Origin of the sequence: Rhodococcus sp. RCBS9 (assembly GCF_029457415.1) — a bacterium.
Classification (GTDB): Bacteria; Actinomycetota; Actinomycetes; order Mycobacteriales; family Mycobacteriaceae; genus Rhodococcus_F; species Rhodococcus_F qingshengii.
Map to the genome: position 1 here is coordinate 714,200 of NZ_CP120422.1, position 17,415 is coordinate 731,614.

The 17,415-nt window shown below is 64.6% G+C and carries 17 protein-coding genes; 8 read left to right on the forward strand and 9 right to left on the reverse strand.

What is annotated here, in order from left to right:
• Nucleotides 1-68: 68 nt before the first annotated feature.
• A complete protein-coding gene (locus P0M12_RS03325) occupies nt 69-1,265 on the reverse strand; it encodes a DUF885 domain-containing protein (protein WP_116058058.1) in 1,197 nt (398 codons plus the stop codon).
• Nucleotides 1,266-1,437: 172 nt separating this feature from the next.
• Here P0M12_RS03325 and coaA point away from each other — a divergent pair, with 172 nt between their 5' ends.
• A complete protein-coding gene (coaA, locus tag P0M12_RS03330) occupies nt 1,438-2,370 on the forward strand; it encodes a type I pantothenate kinase (protein WP_003945270.1) in 933 nt (310 codons plus the stop codon).
• A 6-nt stretch (nt 2,371-2,376) separates the two neighbouring features.
• Here the strand turns inward: coaA and P0M12_RS03335 are convergent, their stop codons facing one another.
• On the reverse strand, nt 2,377-3,144 hold the full coding sequence (locus P0M12_RS03335) for an isoprenyl transferase (protein ID WP_003945211.1): 768 nt from the start codon (nt 3,142-3,144) through the stop codon (nt 2,377-2,379).
• Between the two features lie 172 nt (nt 3,145-3,316).
• Here P0M12_RS03335 and P0M12_RS03340 point away from each other — a divergent pair, with 172 nt between their 5' ends.
• A complete protein-coding gene (locus P0M12_RS03340) occupies nt 3,317-3,985 on the forward strand; it encodes a hemolysin III family protein (protein ID WP_003945269.1) in 669 nt (222 codons plus the stop codon).
• Here the strand turns inward: P0M12_RS03340 and P0M12_RS03345 are convergent.
• Genes P0M12_RS03345 through mca form a run of 3 tightly spaced genes read right to left on the reverse strand, consistent with a single transcriptional unit; the run spans nt 3,952 to nt 7,188 of the window.
• Nucleotides 3,952-5,979, reverse strand: coding sequence for a thioredoxin domain-containing protein (locus P0M12_RS03345; RefSeq protein ID WP_065351211.1), 2,028 nt, complete (start codon nt 5,977-5,979; stop codon nt 3,952-3,954). The two genes, P0M12_RS03340 and P0M12_RS03345, sit on opposite strands and share 34 nt — an antisense overlap.
• A 19-nt stretch (nt 5,980-5,998) precedes the next feature.
• Complete coding sequence (locus tag P0M12_RS03350; protein ID WP_003943283.1) at nt 5,999-6,313, reverse strand: hypothetical protein; 315 nt, start codon at nt 6,311-6,313, stop codon at nt 5,999-6,001.
• Complete coding sequence (gene mca / locus P0M12_RS03355) at nt 6,310-7,188, reverse strand: mycothiol conjugate amidase Mca (protein ID WP_007726383.1); 879 nt, start codon at nt 7,186-7,188, stop codon at nt 6,310-6,312. Before mca ends, P0M12_RS03350 begins: the two co-directional genes overlap by 4 nt.
• 303 nt (nt 7,189-7,491) lie before the next feature.
• On the opposite strand from mca, the gene P0M12_RS03360 reads away from it, so the two are divergent.
• Together P0M12_RS03360 and greA are read left to right on the forward strand one after the other, a co-directional pair.
• Complete coding sequence (locus P0M12_RS03360; RefSeq protein ID WP_007726384.1) at nt 7,492-7,917, forward strand: DUF4307 domain-containing protein; 426 nt, start codon at nt 7,492-7,494, stop codon at nt 7,915-7,917.
• Between the two features lie 227 nt (nt 7,918-8,144).
• A complete protein-coding gene (gene greA, locus P0M12_RS03365; RefSeq protein WP_007726385.1) occupies nt 8,145-8,639 on the forward strand; it encodes a transcription elongation factor GreA in 495 nt (164 codons plus the stop codon).
• 88 nt (nt 8,640-8,727) lie between these two features.
• Here the strand turns inward: greA and P0M12_RS03370 are convergent, their stop codons facing one another.
• On the reverse strand, nt 8,728-9,828 hold the full coding sequence (locus P0M12_RS03370; protein ID WP_003943296.1) for a C40 family peptidase: 1,101 nt from the start codon (nt 9,826-9,828) through the stop codon (nt 8,728-8,730).
• 205 nt (nt 9,829-10,033) lie between these two features.
• Between P0M12_RS03370 and P0M12_RS03375 the strand changes: the two genes are divergently transcribed.
• Together P0M12_RS03375 and P0M12_RS03380 are read left to right on the forward strand one after the other, a co-directional pair.
• Nucleotides 10,034-10,279 carry a hypothetical protein gene (locus tag P0M12_RS03375; protein ID WP_153211881.1) on the forward strand — a complete coding sequence of 82 codons (246 nt, stop codon included), beginning with the start codon at nt 10,034-10,036 and terminating at the stop codon, nt 10,277-10,279.
• Nucleotides 10,276-11,070: an FAD:protein FMN transferase gene (locus P0M12_RS03380; RefSeq protein WP_003943281.1), complete on the forward strand. Its 795-nt coding sequence runs from the start codon at nt 10,276-10,278 to the stop codon at nt 11,068-11,070. Before P0M12_RS03375 ends, P0M12_RS03380 begins: the two co-directional genes overlap by 4 nt.
• 6 nt (nt 11,071-11,076) lie before the next feature.
• Here P0M12_RS03380 and ilvA read toward each other — a convergent pair whose 3' ends face one another.
• The 3 genes from ilvA to P0M12_RS03395 all read right to left on the reverse strand — a co-directional run bounded on the left by ilvA (nt 11,077) and on the right by P0M12_RS03395 (nt 14,978).
• Nucleotides 11,077-12,240: a threonine ammonia-lyase gene (gene ilvA / locus P0M12_RS03385; RefSeq protein ID WP_223304414.1), complete on the reverse strand. Its 1,164-nt coding sequence runs from the start codon at nt 12,238-12,240 to the stop codon at nt 11,077-11,079.
• 135 nt (nt 12,241-12,375) lie between these two features.
• On the reverse strand, nt 12,376-13,548 hold the full coding sequence (locus P0M12_RS03390) for a cystathionine gamma-synthase (RefSeq protein WP_007728802.1): 1,173 nt from the start codon (nt 13,546-13,548) through the stop codon (nt 12,376-12,378).
• Between the two features lie 44 nt (nt 13,549-13,592).
• On the reverse strand, nt 13,593-14,978 hold the full coding sequence (locus P0M12_RS03395; RefSeq protein ID WP_003943292.1) for a cystathionine beta-synthase: 1,386 nt from the start codon (nt 14,976-14,978) through the stop codon (nt 13,593-13,595).
• Nucleotides 14,979-15,049: 71 nt separating this feature from the next.
• Here P0M12_RS03395 and P0M12_RS03400 point away from each other — a divergent pair, with 71 nt between their 5' ends.
• The gene (locus P0M12_RS03400) at nt 15,050-16,021 is read left to right on the forward strand and encodes an SGNH/GDSL hydrolase family protein (RefSeq protein ID WP_042448870.1); all 972 of its coding nucleotides are present in this window, start codon (nt 15,050-15,052) and stop codon (nt 16,019-16,021) included.
• A gap of 122 nt (nt 16,022-16,143) precedes the next feature.
• Nucleotides 16,144-17,361, forward strand: coding sequence for an acetyl-CoA C-acetyltransferase (locus P0M12_RS03405; RefSeq protein WP_277377443.1), 1,218 nt, complete (start codon nt 16,144-16,146; stop codon nt 17,359-17,361).
• Nucleotides 17,362-17,415: the final 54 nt, after the last annotated feature.

Below are 17,415 nucleotides of genomic sequence, written 5' to 3' on the forward strand. Positions count from 1 at the left end.
CTCCAAGCTGGATGCGGAAACGAATGCGTCCAGTCTACGAAGTTCGCTCCCGCCGTCTCCACCCGGCACTAGGCAGCACGCAGAGAGCTGGGGACCAGCGGCTCGTCGAGCAGCCTGCGGAAGCGTTCGGTGCGCTCCGCGCCCACCGGCACCTCGTCCAGCCAGCCCCCGAGCAGCCGGTATCCCTCGACATACGTGCTGGTGTATGCCCGCCACAGCGGCGAAGACAGGAACTTGAGCGATTGGCGAGCGCGTTCCGGCGTCGACAGCGACCACCGTTCGAGGAACAGCGCCACGTCGTCGAGGCTGCGCCCCTCGTCGTGCAACATCAGCGCCGCATCCTGCCGGACACTCAGCAGTTGCCCCGACGCGGCGGAGAGCCGTTGCGCCTTTTCCCCGTCGAAAGACAAGCCGAGGTCGGCGTAGATGTCCTGCGCCCACAAACCCCAGTCCGGGCCGACAATCGCTTCCAGCGCCAAATCCGCGAGGCCTTCGGCCATGATGCACTGCGGCGTGTTGACCAGGAACAGTGTCTGCTCGAGCTGGCCCGAACCGACCAGACCGGCTTCCTTACGGCAATGCTCGGTGTGATGGCCGGGGTAGGACTCGTGCGCGATCAGCCGCGGCAGGTTGGCCATGAACTGCGGCAGATCCGAATTGATCGCAACCTTGGAGCGGTAGTCACCGAGGTAGTAGTTGAAGCCGGACCACGGCTTGTCCCCCACCACTTCGTATTCGACGGTTTCCGACGCGGGAAGCCCGAACGTGCCGCGGACCAGATCGCGCAGCGCACTCGACATTGCCTCGACGCATTCGTTCAGTTTCGCCGCGGGGATCTCGTCGGCCTTGCGATGGGCCTGCACCCGCTGCGCCAGCGGTCCCGGACCGGGCAGAACTTCACCCATCAACCGGTGAGCGTCGCTGTAGGCGTCCTCGTTTCCCTTCTCGATTCGGACGTCGAAGTACGCCTCGACCTCGTCCACGAAGCCGATGTCCTCACCCGCGAACTTGCGCCCGGAGCATTCCAGAGCGCGAAGGTGTACGTCGACGAAGTGGGAGCGTTCGGCATTCAGACCACTTCCGGCCAACTCGCCCCGCAATTCACGTGCCGTGCGGGCAAGTTCACGCGGATCGGGCTTCGGGGCGCTCTCGATCTGCTTACGCAGCACCGGGTCACCGGTGAACGCGTCGACGAACCCGTCTTCGAGACGGTCGAAACCCAGTCCGAGCAGCAGGTATTGGCGAACAAGTGTGTCTGGATCCATAACCACCGAGCCTAGTCGCTCGCTCCGGAATGCCACCCGGCGAAAGTCCCGGACGTGGCACCGAGCACAATCCGACTATGCACTCGGATCGTGCGCACACGCGCCTGGCTTGCTCGCATAGCTGTTTCGTCCGCCGGGCCCCGGGTTCACTACGTGCCGGTGAGCTGGGCTGATGGCGCGCACCAACGAATCGAGTCCCTACGTCGAGTTCGACCGCAAGCAGTGGCGGACACTGCGTAAGTCGACGCCACTGGTGTTGACCGAGGACGAGTTGTACGGCCTGCGTGGTCTCGGCGAGCAGATCGATCTCGAAGAAGTTGCCGAGGTTTATCTCCCCCTCGCACGTCTGATCCACCTGCAGGTGGCGGCACGCCAACGACTGTTCGCGGCCACCGCGACCTTCCTCGGCGAGAAGCATCCCGATCGTCAGGTGCCCTTCGTCATCGGTGTCGCCGGTTCGGTCGCGGTCGGAAAATCCACGACTGCTCGTGTGCTGCAAGCTCTCCTGGCCCGCTGGGATCACCATCCGCGCGTCGACCTCGTCACCACGGACGGATTCCTCTATCCGACCAGGGAACTCCAGCGTCGGGGCATCATGCACCGCAAGGGTTTTCCCGAAAGCTACGATCGCCGCAAGCTGTTGCGCTTCGTCACCGAAGTCAAGTCCGGGGCGGAAGAGGTAGCGGCGCCGGTCTATTCGCACACGTCGTACGACATCATCCCGGGCCAGTACCACCTGATCCGCCAGCCCGACATCCTCATCATCGAGGGCCTCAACGTCCTGCAGACCGGCCCGCGTCTGATGGTCTCCGATCTGTTCGACTTCTCGATCTACGTCGACGCCCGCATCGAGGACATCGAAGCCTGGTACATCCAGCGGTTCCTCGCGCTACGCAACACGTCGTTCGCCGATCCGAACGCTCACTTTCACCACTACTCCGGCCTCTCCGACCGTGACGCGACCATCGCGGCGAAGGAGATCTGGAACTCGATCAACCACCCGAACCTGGTGGAGAACATTCTCCCCACCCGCCCCCGCGCAACCCTGGTGCTGCGCAAGGACGCCGATCACACGATCAACCGGCTGCGACTGCGCAAGCTCTGAGACGGCTCAGGCGCCGAACCGGCGGTGGCGCGCCGCGTAATCACGCAAGGCTCGAAGAAAGTCGACTCGACGGAACTCGGGCCAGTACGCCTCGGTGAACCAGATCTCCGAATAGGCGCTCTGCCACAACAGGAATCCGGAGAGCCGCTGCTCGCCGGAGGTGCGGATCACCAGATCCGGATCGGGCTGTCCCGACGTGTACAGATGCCCGTCGATGCCGTCGACCGTGACGGCCTGGATCAGTTCGTCTCCGCTCAGGCCCGCACCGATCTTGTCGCGCAGGAGCGATTGGACGGCGTCGGCGATCTCCTGACGCCCGCCGTATCCGATCGCGACGTTGACATGTGTCCCGGTTCGGCCGCTCGTCCCCGCCGCCGCTTCCCGCAAGCGCCTGGACTGCTCGGGAGGCAGAAGATCGAGAGCACCGACGATCTGCACACTCCAGTTCTTGCCGGGTCCGGAGATCTCTTCGACGACGTCGGTGATGATTTCGAGGAGGGTGTCGAGCTCTTCCGGCTCGCGGCGCAGGTTCTCGGTCGAGAGCAGGTAGATGGTTGCCATCTCGATTCCGGCGGCGTCGCACCACTCGAGCAATTCGGCAATTTTGAGCGCGCCCATGCGGTGCCCGTGACTGACATCGGTGAAGCCGTTCTCGCGAGCCCATCGCCGATTTCCGTCACACATCACGGCTACGTGCCGTGGGTGCGCGAGACCGTCGAGATGACTGAGGAGTCGTCGCTCGTAGATGCTGTACAGCAGTCCGCGCAGATTCACCGTGACATCACCATGGTGTCAAAGACTACGCCCGGCAGTGACAGCCACATGCGAGCGCCGTCACGCTTTTTGTACGCGTCGAAAACCCGCAGGTAGGTTATGCTACTGATGCGTAACCTACGGTACCGTAGGTTACGCGGTTTGCAACAGTACGGAACGAGAGGGGTTGCACATGACGGCATTCGGGCTCGACGAGCTTCCGGTCAAACCACGCATGCGCGGTTGGATCCATCTGTGGGCGCTCGGTGTCTCCGTCGTCGCGGGCATCGTTCTCGTCTCCGTAGCCGGCGCTCAGGTCGGCGCCAAAGCGGCTTGGGCAACCGCGATCTACAGCGTCACGATCTGCGGCCTCTTCGGCATCAGTGCGACGTATCACCGCATCCAGTGGCAGACGGTCAAGGGCCGTACGTGGATGAAGCGTGCGGACCATTCGATGATCTTTCTCTTCATCGCCGGCAGCTACACACCGTTCGCCATGCTCGGCCTCCCGACTCACACCGGCAAGATCATCCTCGCGATCGTGTGGGCAGGCGCGCTCGCCGGCGTCGCACTCAAGATGCTCTGGCCCACCGCCCCGAAATGGGTGGGAGTCCCGCTCTACCTGCTCCTCGGTTGGGCGATCGTTCCCGTGGTCGGTGAACTGACGCACCAGGTCGGTGTGGCGCCTATGGTGCTGCTGCTCGTCGGCGGAATCTTCTACAGCGTCGGCGCAATTCTGTACGCGACGAAATGGCCAAACCCGTGGCCCACGACGTTCGGGCATCACGAGTTCTTCCACGCCGCGACGGTCGTCGCAGCGATCTGCCACTACATCGCGGTATGGCTCGTCGTGTTCAACTGACTCGCCAGTTCCACCACCGTCGTCACCGGCCGATCACACACGAATCCCCGACAGATGTACGCGGCTTCACCTCCGTCGACGAGGGGTCGATCTGCAAGCAGCGGTGAAGAATCCGGCGCTCCGCCGACAACCACTGCACCACCCGGGGCAAGCCGCCGGGCATCGGCCAACAGCGAACCTTCCCCGACGACGGCCACCTGTATCGGACCACGCAACGACGCTTCCGCCACCGCGAGCCAGTGCCCCGCCGACCGAGGCGCACGCTCGAGCGGCAGCGTGGCCCTCGCCAGCGCGTCCGCCGCGGCCTGGGCGTAACGAGAAGAACGCTCGGCATCGGTCAACGCCGCTGCGGTCAACAGAGCCTCCGCGACGCTCGACGCACCGGACGGCGTCGCGCCGTCCAACGGGTCTCGGGGCCGAGTCACGAGCGACTCCGCGAAATCGGCCGTGTCGAACCAGCTTCCCGGCTCGGCCGGATCAGCGAAGTGGTCGACAGTGACGTCGAGCAACTGCTGCGCCGCATCGAGCCACCGCGCCAATCCCGTTGCCTGGTATAGAGCCAGGAGGCCGGTGGCCAACATTGCGTAATCCTCGAGCACGCCCGTCGGGGCGCCGACAGCCCCGCCGAGGGAAGCGCGACGCAAGTGACCGTCCACCAGGTGAAGGTCGAGAAGAGCGCCTGCGCACTCGGCCGCCGCGGTGATCCAGTCGGGTCGGTCCAGGGCAAGTCCGGCTTCCGTCAAGGCCGTGACGGTCAACCCGTTCCAGGCCGTCACCACCTTGTCGTCGCGGCCGGGCTGTGGACGCTGAGCCCGGGCGGCACGGAGAGCGTCGGAGACCGTCTGCCAGCGCGACCAGTCGTCGGGGTCACGGAGCAACTGCAGTACCGACGCACCCTCTTCGAAGGTTCCGGTATCGGTGACCCGGAACAACTCCGACGCCCACTGCCCGTCCTCCGCGCCGAGAATCTCGACCAGCTGCGTCGGCGTCCATACGTACGTGAGGCCTTCGACGCCGTCGGTGTCGGCATCGAGAGCCGAAGCGAAGCAACCGTTCTCGGTCAGCAGATCGGAGAGCAGGAACCTTGCGGTCTCCTCGGTGACGCGAGTGGCGAGGTCCGATCCGGTGCGCCGCGCCCAGTGCGCGTAGAACCGCAGGAGCAGCGCATTGTCGTAGAGCATCTTCTCGAAGTGCGGAACCACCCACTCGGCATCGACCGAGTACCGCGAGAAACCGCCACCCAACTGGTCGTAGATCCCGCCACGTGCCATTGCTTCGGCGGTGCGCTCGATGCCGCCGAGGATCTCGCCCGAACCTGTTCGCTCGTACTGTCGGAGCAGCCCCTCCAGTAGTGCCGACGGTGGAAACTTCGGTGCCCCACCGAATCCCCCGCGCGGGACGTCCTCGTCGCCGAGGATCGACCGGCCCGCCGCGTTCAGCAGCTCGGCGTCGATGGGTGCTCCGCCGTACGGAATCCCGCCCGACGCGCGCTGAAGTTCCGTGACGATCGACTGCGCCGCGTTGTCGACCTCGTCGCGCCGATTCGTGAAGGTGTCGACTATCGCTTCGAGAAGCTGTGTGAACGAAGGCATTCCGCCGCGAGGCGTCGGCGGGTAGTACGTGCCGCAGTAGAACGGTGAACCGTCGGGAGTCAGGAAACAGGTCATGGGCCAGCCGCCCTGGCCGGTCATCGCAACCGTCGCATTCATGTAGACGGCGTCGATGTCGGGACGTTCTTCTCGGTCCACCTTCACACAGACGAAGTTCGCGTTCATGACGGCCGCGATCTCGTCGTTCTCGAACGACTCGTGCGCCATGACGTGGCACCAGTGGCACGCCGAGTATCCGATCGAGAGGAGAATCGGCACGTTGCGCTCGCGCGCCCACTCCATCGCTTCTTCGCCCCACTGTTGCCAGTGGACCGGATTGTCGGCGTGCTGACGCAGGTAAGGGCTCGAGGACCCACCCAGGTTGTTCCGCATCCGTGGGTCCATCGCCGCTACCTCGTTCGTCTCAGGATTCTTGCTTGGGCTTCTTCTCGGTAGAGACGTTGGGGTCCGCCGGGCTCGGAGCAGTGATAGCTCCCCGGTCGGTGCCTTCGTCTGCCTGCTGATCGAGTTCGGGATGATCCGGTTCGAACGTCTCCGGCAGCTTCTTGAGCTGGCGGTTCATCGACCGAACCAGGAGGATCACACCGATGAGCAGCGCAAGAATCACCAGCAGGCCGACCGGAGACGACTTTCCGAACTCCGGGCCGGATGGATTACTCGGGGTCTGAGCAAGAAATTGTGTGGTGCCGAGAACTACCTCGGCGGACAGAGCATTCACTTCTGAGCGTCCTCTTCGAGACCTGCGAACAGGTCGGTTTCCGGAATGGACGTGGTGACCCGCGTCTTGGCGAGCTCGAATTCCTCGGTGGGCCAGATCTTCTGCTGAATGTCGAGCGGCACAGCGAAGAACGAACCGTTGGGATCGATCTGCGTCGCGTGTGCGCGCAGAGCATCGTCACGCTGGGGAAAGTAGTCGCCGCACGTGACCTGAGTGGTCACCCGGACCATCATGTCGCCGCGTTCGGTCTTCCACTTCTTGAGCCAGTCCGCCATCGGGAACGGCTCACCGCGACGCTCGTACTCCTCCTGGAAGAGTTCGAGGCGCTTACGGATGAATCCGTGCGAGTAGTAGACCTTCTTGATTTCCCACGGCTGACCGTCCTCGGGGAAGTACTCGGGATCGGCGGCGGCTTCGTAGGCTGCCATCGTCACCTCGTGGCACCGGATGTGATCCGGGTGCGGGTATCCGCCGTTCTCGTCGTACGTCGTGACGACGTGGGGACGGAACTCGCGAATCACCTTGACCAGAGCGCGCGTCGACTCTTCGAGCGGAACGAGGGCGAAGCACCCTTCGGGCAGCGGCGGAAGAGGGTCGCCCTCGGGAAGCCCGGAATCGACGAAACCGAGCCAGCGCTGCTTCACGCCCAGGATGCGAGCGGCCTCGGCCATCTCCTCCTGGCGAACTTCGCTGATTCGATCGCGGACACCGGGAACGTCCATGGCCGGGTTGAGAATGTCGCCACGCTCACCCCCGGTGAGCGTCAGGACCATCACTTCGTGGCCTTCGGCTGCATAACGGGCGGTGGTGGCCGCACCCTTGCTCGACTCGTCGTCGGGATGGGCATGGACGGCCATGAGCCGGAATCCGCTCACGTGTTCGTTCACCTCAACTTCACCTGTAGCCGTTGCCGGCAGTTCACCTGTAGCCGTCACCGGCAGTTCACCTGTAGCCGTCACCGGCAGTCTTCGAATCACACGCTGTGCACCGCTCGGATTACTCCGGGCCGTTGCCGTCAAACGTACCGACTGCCGACAAACCTACCGACGGCGCGACGGGATACGTCCTCTATAGTTCCACCCGAGAGTTCCTGGCGCAGCCGTGACCCCTTCGGTAATCCGGCGGGACACAGTCAGTTGCTGCACGACACGCGAACTCGAGTCTTCGAGAGCAGAGTGATGAGCAAACCGCTTCCCCAAGATCGGTACCCGAGCACAACTCGCACGGGCAGTCCCCGCAAGTGGATGGTGTGGGCTCTGACCGCTCTCGTCATCGTCGTAGGCGGCGGAATCGCGTACTACGCGTACGGAAAATTTGCGGTCAAGGAAATCGAGACCGAGACCATCTCGTTCGACATCGCCAACGACTCCACGGTGAAGATCCGTTTCACCGTCACACGCGACGACTCGTCGCGTGAAGCGATGTGCATCGTGCGCGCACGCTCGAAGGACGGCTCCGAAACCGGTCGACGTGAGGTCTACGTCCCGTCGTCGGAACATCAGACCCTCGAGTTCAACACCGAGGTCAAGACGTCCCAGCCGCCAGGCATGGCCGACGTCTACGGCTGCAGCTTCGACGTTCCGGAGTACCTGACCAAGAGCTGACCTCGGGACGCACCCACCCTGCCGGACGTTTGACGCCGGACAGGGCGGGTAGTCATGCGTGATAGAATTGCCCGATACACGGTTCCGGGTGGAACCGTGTATTGCTGCATTGACGCAAGGTTTGACGGCAAGGTTGCATCCCTGGTGGTGCTTCTGTGTCGTTGTTCGCTGCTGTTGCAGCGATCGTCGAGGGAGCCCCCGGCTCCGACTACTAGGGAGTGATCGAGATGACCGAGACCCAGGTGACCTGGCTTACCCAGGAATCACATGACAGGCTCAAGAACGAACTCGACCAGCTCATCGCCAATCGCCCGGTCATCGCCGCCGAGATCAACGAGCGTCGCGAAGAGGGCGACCTGAAGGAGAACGGCGGCTACCACGCTGCCCGCGAAGAGCAGGGTCAGCAGGAAGCCCGCATTCGCCAGCTCCAGGAGCTGCTGAACAGCGCAAAGGTCGGCGAGGCCCCCACTCAGTCCGGTGTCGCACTGCCCGGATCCGTAGTCAAGGTCTACTACGACGGCGACGAGAGTGACACCGAGACGTTCCTGATCGCTACCCGCGAAGAAGGCGCACGTGACGCCAAGCTCGAGGTCTACTCGCCGAACTCACCGCTGGGCGGCGCGCTGCTCGAAGCCAAGGTCGGCGACACGCGTGAGTACAACCTGCCCAACGGCAGCACCATGAAGGTCACGCTGCTGAGCGCGGAGCCTTACCACAGCTGATCGGCTGTACCAGCTCTGAAAAGAAGCGCCACCCGACTCGGTCGGGTGGCGTTTCTTGCTCTGTCGGCGCTCGCTGTTTCCTGCCCACTCACACCACGCGGCGAGCCTTCATGCCGGCGAAGATCGGGCCGACCTTCACCACGTCGCCGAACGTGGGTGCGTGAAGCATCTGACCGTTGCCGACGTAGATCGCCACGTGGCCGGGGCCGCCTGCCTGCCAGTTGCCGAACAACAGGTCACCGGGCTGCGCCTGATCCAGCGGGATCTCGACGCCGACACCCCACTGCGTCTCCGAGGTCCGGGGCAGAGTCACCCCGGTGGCCGCGTGGATCGCGTACGACGTCAGCCCCGAGCAGTCGAACCCGCCCATCGACGGCCCGTTGATGTTTCCGCCACCCCACACGTACGGCAATCCGAGAAACTTCAGACCGGCCTCGACGACGCCGCCCACCGCTGCGGCGAGGTTGTTGTAGTCGAAGGGCGCAAGCATCAGGGCGAACGAGTCCTGCAACGATTTGATCTGGGCGACGAACGGAGCGGCGACCGCCTGCTCCGCAGGAACCTCGCCCGACTTGTCTGCCGGAACGCCGCCCGCTTCGCGAACTGCGTCCGGCCCGACGTCGTAGGCAGCGAGCGCGAGGTCGACGGTATCGCCCTCGACCTCACCGGACTTCTGCCAGGACTGCGCTTGCTTCACGAGATCGCACAACCGGTATCCGGTTGTCATCACCGGATCGGCAACGCCCAGGATGTCCATCTTTCCGTCGCCGTCACCGTCCTTGCCGTATGCCGTCCACGCTGCGGTGGTGAAGCGGCCAGGCCCGCGCCCACCTTCCGGTGAGATGTCGGTATCGGGTCCGTACTTGAATCCGTTCTCGACCGAGTACAGCGAGGCGATCACCGCGGGCGTGATCTCCGAGCACAGAGCACCGGCCTTTTTGATCCACGGCGCGAACACTGCCACCGCTCCCACGGGCGCCAATGTCGCTCCCGGAAAGTTGGAGGGTACGGAAGGCACGATTCCCTCAGGTGTGTCCTGAGTTCGTGCCGGTCCGTTCCAGGCTGCAAGTGAGACTGCAGCATTCGAAGACTCGTTCTTCTCGACTTGTGCGGGCGCTCCGAGAGTTCCACTCATCACGCCCAGTGCGGTGCCGATCGACACAGCGATCGCCAGGACACCGACTGCCATCCGAACCTCCGATAAACCTCTGAAAATCCATGTACGTGGTCGTACCCGAAACTTGTCGGTGCGAACATCTACTCTTTCGAACATGCATTCGACACGGCTCAGTCTCGCGACTCCTGTAACCAATGTCTCATTTATCTCGGCGGGCGTTACGCAAATGACTACAGACGCCAAGGCTTTTCTCAGGTTCGGCGTGCAAGCTGAGTCCATGAGCGACGATCGGCCACGACCCGCCCGGGGACGCACTACGGTGTATCGACCCGTTCGCCTCGCCCTCGCAGCCACGGCTGTGGCGGGAGCACTCGCAAGCGGCGGACTTTCACTCGTTTCTTCTCCCACTGCCACGGCACTCGCGCCGGACACGTCGGCTTCTCACACCAAGAATCCCGTAGCGAAGCGGCCCGTCGTGGTCGCCGGATTCGGAACCCCGGACGCCGTCTCCAACGGTTCGTGAGTACTCCGCGCTCGGCCTCCGAGTGGCTCACGTGGGGGGTTCAGGCCCGGGTCGTCGTCACCGACCCTGAAGTCCTTCCCTCCGCGGCCAGCCTGGTTCGCGGGTACCTCACCGCTGCCGACGCCGCCACCAATCGAGATCGTGCCGACTCCGAGATTCGTACCTATGTCAGCGCCGCGAGCAACGTCGACGGCGTCGCCGTGACCCCGATGTTCGCGCACTTCCTCGAAGACGCGTTGGCTGTCGCACGACTGACCGACGGCAAACTCACGCCGACGGCCGGGTCGGCAGACCCTCACTCCTGGTGGAAGATTCGCGTCGAGAACAACCGCGTGTACAGCCCGGACGACGTCGTTCTCGATCTGTCCGCGACGGCCCGCGCCAGTTCAGCGGACCACTGTGCCGCGTCCACTGCGACTCTTCTCGGGTGTGGCGTGCTGGTCGGCCTCGGCGGGGACATCGCGGTTGCCGGCCCGGCGCCGGAAGACGGCTGGCAGATTCAGGTGCAAGACCTGCCCGGCGACCCGACCTGCCAGGTAGCACTTCCGTCCGACTGCGGGATCGCCACGGCCAGCACCGTCAAGCCACTGCACCGCGAATCGACGGCGACGCCGATGTGGCGCACGGTGTCGGTGATTGCATCCTCCTGCGCCCAGGCCGCCGCATTCAGTCGGGTTGCGGTCGGCATGGGCGGTTCGGCCATCGACTGGCTACATCAACTCGACGTACCCGCCAGGCTGGTCGACCAGGAGTACCGCGTGACGGTTCTGGGCGGCTGGCCTGACGAGTAACTCGCCTCAGTTCTGCAGTCGTACTGCGTAACCGGCGCGGTCGAAGGCCGTCAGAAGTTCCGCCTTGTTGTCCGGACCACGCGTCTCGACGGTGAGGAAGACTTCCACTTCGTCGAGTGCAAGTTCGCCACCGGTACGGGAATGGATGACATCGACCACGCTGGCGCCGTTCGCTCGAACCACTTCGAGCAACGAGACCAGTGCGCCCGGCCGATCGTCGATGGTGATGTGAACTCCGAGGAACCGTCCGGCCGCTCGCAGACCGTGCGAGATGACGTGCGTGAGAAGTAGCGGATCGATGTTGCCGCCGGAAAGCACGGCGCACACCGGCCCTGTCAGTCCCAGCTCCTCCGGAGTACAGGTCATCAAGGCCGCGACGGCCGCGACGCCGGCCGGTTCGACGATGAGCTTGGCGCGTTCGAGGCACAGCAGGAGCGCTTTGGACAGCGCTTCCTCGCTGACCGTCACCACGGCGTCGACATGGGCGGCAACTTCGGCGAACGGAACCTCGCCCGGGCAGCCAACGGCGATACCGTCTGCCATCGTGGACATCGACGCCAAGGCGGTCGGCTTCCCGGCTGCCAACGACGCCGGCCAGGCAGCCGCGGTCTCGGCTTGCACTCCGACGATGCGGACCTGCGGGCGCACAGCTTTGACGGCTGCAGCCACTCCCGCGATCAAACCGCCGCCGCCGGTGGGAACGAGGATCGTGCCGACCTCAGGCAGTTGCTCGAGGATTTCGAGCCCCACAGTCCCCTGCCCCGCCACGACGTCCTCGTGGTCGAACGGGTGGACCAGAACTGCTCCGGTTCGGTCCGCGAATTCGCGAGCGGCCACGAGCGCTTCGTCGACAGTCGAACCGTGCAGGTGGACCTGAGCTCCATATGCCTTGGTGGCCACCAACTTCGGCAGCGGCGCACCCGTCGGCATGAAGACGGTCGACTTGATTCCCAATTCTGTTGCAGACCAGGCAACTCCCTGCGCATGGTTACCGGCACTGGCCGCCACCACGCCCGCTGCCCGTTCCTCTGCGGAAAGATTGGCAATGCGGTTGTACGCACCGCGCGGTTTGAAAGAGCCGGTGCGCTGCAGATTTTCACATTTCAAACTCACGGCGAAGCCGGTGGTTTCGGACAACACTCGCGAGGCCACGACCGGGGTGCGTCGCATGACCGGGGCGAGCAGTTGCTGTGCAGCCTTTATCTGTTCGAGATTCACGCATGCCTCCAGAAAGTGCGCCTCCACACCCTCGTGAGGTGTGAAGGCGCACTGCAGATTCGAAGTCGAATTACTGTAGAGCGAAGATCAGGACAGCGCTTGCTCGATGTCGCCGACCAGATCGGAGGCGTCTTCGATGCCGACCGACAGGCGAACCAGATCGTCGGGAACCTCGAGAGCGGAACCGGCCGTCGAGGCGTGGGTCATCGCACCGGGGAATTCGATGAGGGATTCGACTCCGCCGAGAGATTCTGCCAGCGTGAAGATCTCGGTGCGCGAGCACAGGTCGAGAGCTGCCGCCTTGCCGCCCTTGAGGCGGACGGAGATCATGCCGCCGAAGCGTCGCATCTGCTTGGCCGCGACCTTGTGCGACGGATGCGAAGCCAGTCCCGGATAGATGACGCTGGCAACCGCGGGGTGACCGTCGAGCAATTCGACGACTTTCTCCGCGTTGTCGCTGTGACGCTCCATGCGCAGCGCCAGTGTCTTGATTCCGCGCAACGTCAGGAACGCGTCGAACGGGCCGGGAACGCCGCCGGATCCGTTCTGCAGGAAGGCGAACGCGGTGTCCAGTTCTTCGTCGTTGCAGACGAGAGCGCCACCGACCACGTCGGAGTGTCCGCCGATGTACTTGGTCGTGGAGTGCAGCGCGATGTCGGCACCGAGCTGCAGCGGCTGCTGCAGGTACGGCGACGCGAAGGTGTTGTCCACCACGATCTTTGCATTGCCCTCGTGGGCGACCTCGGCAAGAAGCTCGATGTCACCGATATTGAGCAGCGGGTTCGTGGGCGTCTCGACCCAGACCAGCTTGGTGTTGGACTTCATCGCCGCGCGCACCGCATCGACGTCGGACACCGGAGCCGGGGTGTACTCGATCCCCCACTGCGTGAACACCTTGTCGATGAGACGGAAGGTTCCGCCGTACGCGTCGTCGGGGATGACCAGGTGATCGCCCGGTCGAAGTACCGAACGGAGCAGGCAGTCGGTGGCCGCCATTCCCGAACTGAACGCTCGGCCGTAGGTTCCGGATTCGAGCGCGGCAAGGTTCGCCTCGAGCGGGCGACGGGTGGGGTTGCCCGTTCGCGCGTACTCGAAGCCACTGCGCATTCCACCGACGCCGTCCTGGGCGAAGGTGGAACTTGCGTAGATCGGCACATTGACCGCACCGGTCAGCGGATCGGGTTCGTAACCCGCATGCACCGCTTTCGTGGAGAAACCCTGCCAGCTGATGTTGTCGGCCTTGCTGCGTTGCTCACTCATGGTCCCCAGCCTAATGGCGCCGGTGCCGGCGCAGGAATCCGAACTCAGGAATCCGAACTCAGGAAACCCAGGAGATCGTGGCGCGTGATGACACCGACCGGCTTGCCGTCGTCGACGACCATGAGTGCGTCGGTGTCCCCGAGCGCCTTCGTGGCAGCCGAGACCGGCTCGCCGGAACCGATGAGCGGGAACGGCTTGCTCATGTGCTTCTCGACGGAATCCGCAAGGTGCGCACGGCCTTCGAAGACCGCGCTCAGCAGATCCCGCTCGGACACACTTCCGGCGACCTCGCCCGCCATGACCGGCGGTTCCGCACCCACGACGGGCATCTGGGACACGCCGTACTCGCGCAGGATCTCGATCGCATCGCGCAGGGTCTCCGACGGGTGGGTGTGAACGAGGTCCGGCAGCTCGCCCGACTTGCCACGCAGAACGTCGCCGACGGTGGGGACGTTGGTCTTGCCGTCGAGTGGGGTGCGCAGGAATCCGTACGACGCCATCCACTGATCGTTGAAGATCTTGGACAGGTAGCCGCGGCCACCGTCCGGGAGGAGGACGACGATCAGGGCGTCAGGACCCTCACGCTTGGCTACTTCGAGGGCAGCGACGACGGCCATACCGCAGGAACCGCCGACCAGCAGTCCCTCCTCGCGGGCGAGGCGACGCGTCATCTCGAAGGAATCGGCATCCGAGACGGCGATGATCTCGTCCGGGATGGACGGGTCGTATGCCGACGGCCAGAAGTCTTCGCCGACGCCTTCGACCAGATACGGACGACCGGTGCCGCCGGAGTAGACGGAGCCCTCGGGGTCTGCGCCGATGACCTTGACCTTGCCGCCCGAAACTTCCTTGAGGTAGCGGCCGGTGCCGGTGATGGTGCCGCCGGTGCCGACGCCCGCGACGAAGTGCGTGATCTTGCCGTCGGTGTCGGCCCAGATCTCGGGGCCGGTGGTCTCGTAGTGGCTCTCCGGTCCGCCCGGGTTGGAGTACTGGTTGGGCTTCCAGGCGCCGGGGATCTCACGGGTGAGACGGTCGGAGACGCTGTAGTAGCTGTTCGGGTTGTCCGGCGCGACGGCCGTGGGGCACACGACCACCTCGGCGCCGTAGGCGCGCAGGACGTTGCGCTTGTCTTCGCTGACCTTGTCTGGGCAGACGAAAACGCACTTGTATCCACGCTTTTGCGCCACGAGCGCCAAGCCGATTCCGGTGTTGCCCGAAGTCGGCTCGACGATGGTGCCGCCCGGCTTCAGTTCACCCGAAGCCTCGGCTGCGTCGATCATCTTGACGGCGATGCGGTCCTTGGAGCTACCGCCAGGGTTGAGGTATTCGACCTTGGCTGCCACCGTGCCGAAGTTTTCGCCCGTGACGGACGTGAGCTTGACGAGTGGGGTGTTGCCGATGAGGTCGACGACGTGTTCCGCGATGCGCATTCGTCCATGTTCCCAGATGAAAGAAAACGGTGCGCGCGGACGTCGGGCGAAGGTGGTGCAATCCGGCTAGATTGGCAAGTGTGAGTCGAACCGGACTGAAAGCGTCGGTGGCCACGGTGGTGGCCGGATCGAGTGCAGGCACGCTCTCCTGGTTGGGCTACAACTATCTGATGTCGCAGGCGGGGGCAGCCCGTGGGGTGATCGGTCGCAATATCGCCAAGCCACCCGAGGCGGACGGGGTGTACGCGCCCGGCGCCGACAACCCGGAACTCTGGTGGCGGGCCGTGCCCTTCGATCTCCACTTGATGATCTTCGGCGATTCGTCTGCGGCCGGCGTGGGCGCGCTGACGGCCTCGGAAGTTCCGGGTGTTCAGGTCGCGAAGCTGCTTGCGAGTGAAACCGGGAAGCGAATCCGTTTGAGCACCAAGGCCATCGGGGGCGCCACCTCCCGCGGGTTGAGTGGGCAGGTCGACGCCATGTTCGTCGCCGGTCCTCCCCCGGACGCTGCGGTGATCCTGATCGGCGCCAACGACGTCACCGCCAAGAACGCGATTCACGCGTCGGCTAAACGCCTCGGCGACGCGGTTCGACGCTTACGCGAGAGCGGCGCCGTCGTTGTTGTCGGCACCTGCCCGGATCTGGGGGTGGTCACGGCGATCCCGCAACCTCTGCGCTCCGTGGTGCGTGAATGGGGCCATCGCCTCGCACTCGCCCAGGCGGCCGCGACCAGAAACGCCGGGGGTCATCCCGTTCCACTGGCCGACCTGCTGGCCAAGGAATTCCTGGCCTCGCCCGACACGATGTTCTCGGCCGACCGTTTCCATCCGTCCGCGGCCGGATACGAACTCGCGGCGAAGCAGATCGTCCCGGTTCTCGCGTCGGCTCTGGGCGAGTGGCAGGGTGGCCCGCTACCCGAGCTCCCCCACGTTTCGGAGGCGGCGCAAGCCCGCACCGTCGCGGCCCGACTGACGGCGGCGGCAACCCAGTGGAAAGCCTTCGCGAGACGCACAAAACCTGCAGGTCAGCGCCCCGACGTCAACTGAGTGAGACTGCGTGACCACCATCTGGGAGCAGCAACGTAAATTGTAAGTCGAAGCTGCATTCAACTTGCCCTGCTCGACGGCGTTTCAAGCCGCCCCACGAGCAGTACACAAAAGGAGTTTTCATGCCCGAGGCAGTAATCGTCTCAGCAGTACGGTCGCCCATCGGCCGCGCAATGAAGGGTTCGCTCAAGGACATCCGCCCGGATGACCTCGCAACTCAGATGGTTGCCGCCGCGTTGGCAAAGGTCCCCGAGCTCGACCCCACCGAGATCGACGACCTCATGCTCGGTTGCGGCCAGCCCGCCGGTCAGTCGGGCTTCAACATCGCCCGCGTCGTCGCCGTCCAGCTCGGCTACGACTTCCTCCCCGGTGTCACGGTCAACCGTTATTGTTCCTCCTCGCTGCAGACCACCCGCATGGCGCTGCACGCCATCCGCGCAGGCGAGGGCGACGTCTTCATCTCCGCCGGCGTCGAGTCCGTCTCCAGCTTCATCACCGGCAACGCCGACGGCCTCCCCAACACCAAGAACCCGCTCTTCGACGCAGCGCAGGCCCGTAGCGCCAAGCTCGCCGAAGGTGGAGTCGCCTGGACCGATCCTCGCGAAGAGGGCCTGATCCCCGACGTGTACCTGGGTATGGGCCAGACCGCGGAGAACGTCGCTTCCGCCACCGGAATCACCCGCGAAGACCAGGACCGCTGGGCAGTTCGCAGCCAGAACCGCGCCGAGGAAGCCATCGCTCGCGGCTTCTTCGAGCGTGAGATCACGCCCGTCACGCTCGCCGACGGCACCGTCGTCTCCAAGGACGACGGCCCCCGCGCCGGCACCACCTACGAGGGCATCAGCGGCCTCAAGCCCGTCTTCCGCCCCGACGGCACCGTCACCGCCGGCAATGCCTGCCCGCTCAACGACGGCGCAGCCGCACTGGTGATCATGTCCGACACCAAGGCAAAGGCACTCGGCCTGACCCCGCTCGCTCGCATCGTCTCCACCGGCGTCTCGGGCCTGTCCCCCGAGATCATGGGCCTCGGCCCGATCCAGGCCGTCAAGAACGCCCTGAAGATCGCCGGCAAGTCGATCTCCGACATCGACCTGTTCGAGATCAACGAAGCATTCGCAGTGCAGGTCCTCGGATCCGCTCGCGAACTGGGCATCGAAGAGGACAAGCTCAACATCTCCGGTGGCGCGATCGCGCTGGGTCACCCCTTCGGTATGACCGGTGCCCGTATCACCAACACCCTGATCAACAACCTGCAGGAGCAGGACAAGACCTTCGGCGTCGAGACCATGTGTGTCGGCGGCGGACAGGGCATGGCAATGGTGATCGAGCGCCTCAGCTGATCCCCTGAGCACGTCGAAAGCGGCCGCCCGGCTTCTGCCGGGCGGCCGCTTTCG

Bases quoted from the DNA above. Each gene is read 5' to 3' on its own strand.
- coaA (WP_003945270.1), top strand. From the start codon at position 1,438: ATGGCGCGCACCAACGAATCGAGTCCCTACGTCGAGTTCGACCGCAAG.
- P0M12_RS03390 (WP_007728802.1), bottom strand. From the start codon at position 13,548: ATGAGTGAGCAACGCAGCAAGGCCGACAACATCAGCTGGCAGGGTTTC.
- P0M12_RS03325 (WP_116058058.1), bottom strand. From the start codon at position 1,265: ATGGATCCAGACACACTTGTTCGCCAATACCTGCTGCTCGGACTGGGT.
- P0M12_RS03375 (WP_153211881.1), top strand. From the start codon at position 10,034: ATGAGCGACGATCGGCCACGACCCGCCCGGGGACGCACTACGGTGTAT.
- P0M12_RS03395 (WP_003943292.1), bottom strand. From the start codon at position 14,978: ATGCGCATCGCGGAACACGTCGTCGACCTCATCGGCAACACCCCACTC.
- ilvA (WP_223304414.1), bottom strand. From the start codon at position 12,240: ATGCGACGCACCCCGGTCGTGGCCTCGCGAGTGTTGTCCGAAACCACC.
- P0M12_RS03405 (WP_277377443.1), top strand. From the start codon at position 16,144: ATGCCCGAGGCAGTAATCGTCTCAGCAGTACGGTCGCCCATCGGCCGC.
- P0M12_RS03370 (WP_003943296.1), bottom strand. From the start codon at position 9,828: ATGGCAGTCGGTGTCCTGGCGATCGCTGTGTCGATCGGCACCGCACTG.
- P0M12_RS03345 (WP_065351211.1), bottom strand. From the start codon at position 5,979: ATGGACCCACGGATGCGGAACAACCTGGGTGGGTCCTCGAGCCCTTAC.
- P0M12_RS03340 (WP_003945269.1), top strand. From the start codon at position 3,317: ATGACGGCATTCGGGCTCGACGAGCTTCCGGTCAAACCACGCATGCGC.
- greA (WP_007726385.1), top strand. From the start codon at position 8,145: ATGACCGAGACCCAGGTGACCTGGCTTACCCAGGAATCACATGACAGG.
- P0M12_RS03360 (WP_007726384.1), top strand. From the start codon at position 7,492: ATGAGCAAACCGCTTCCCCAAGATCGGTACCCGAGCACAACTCGCACG.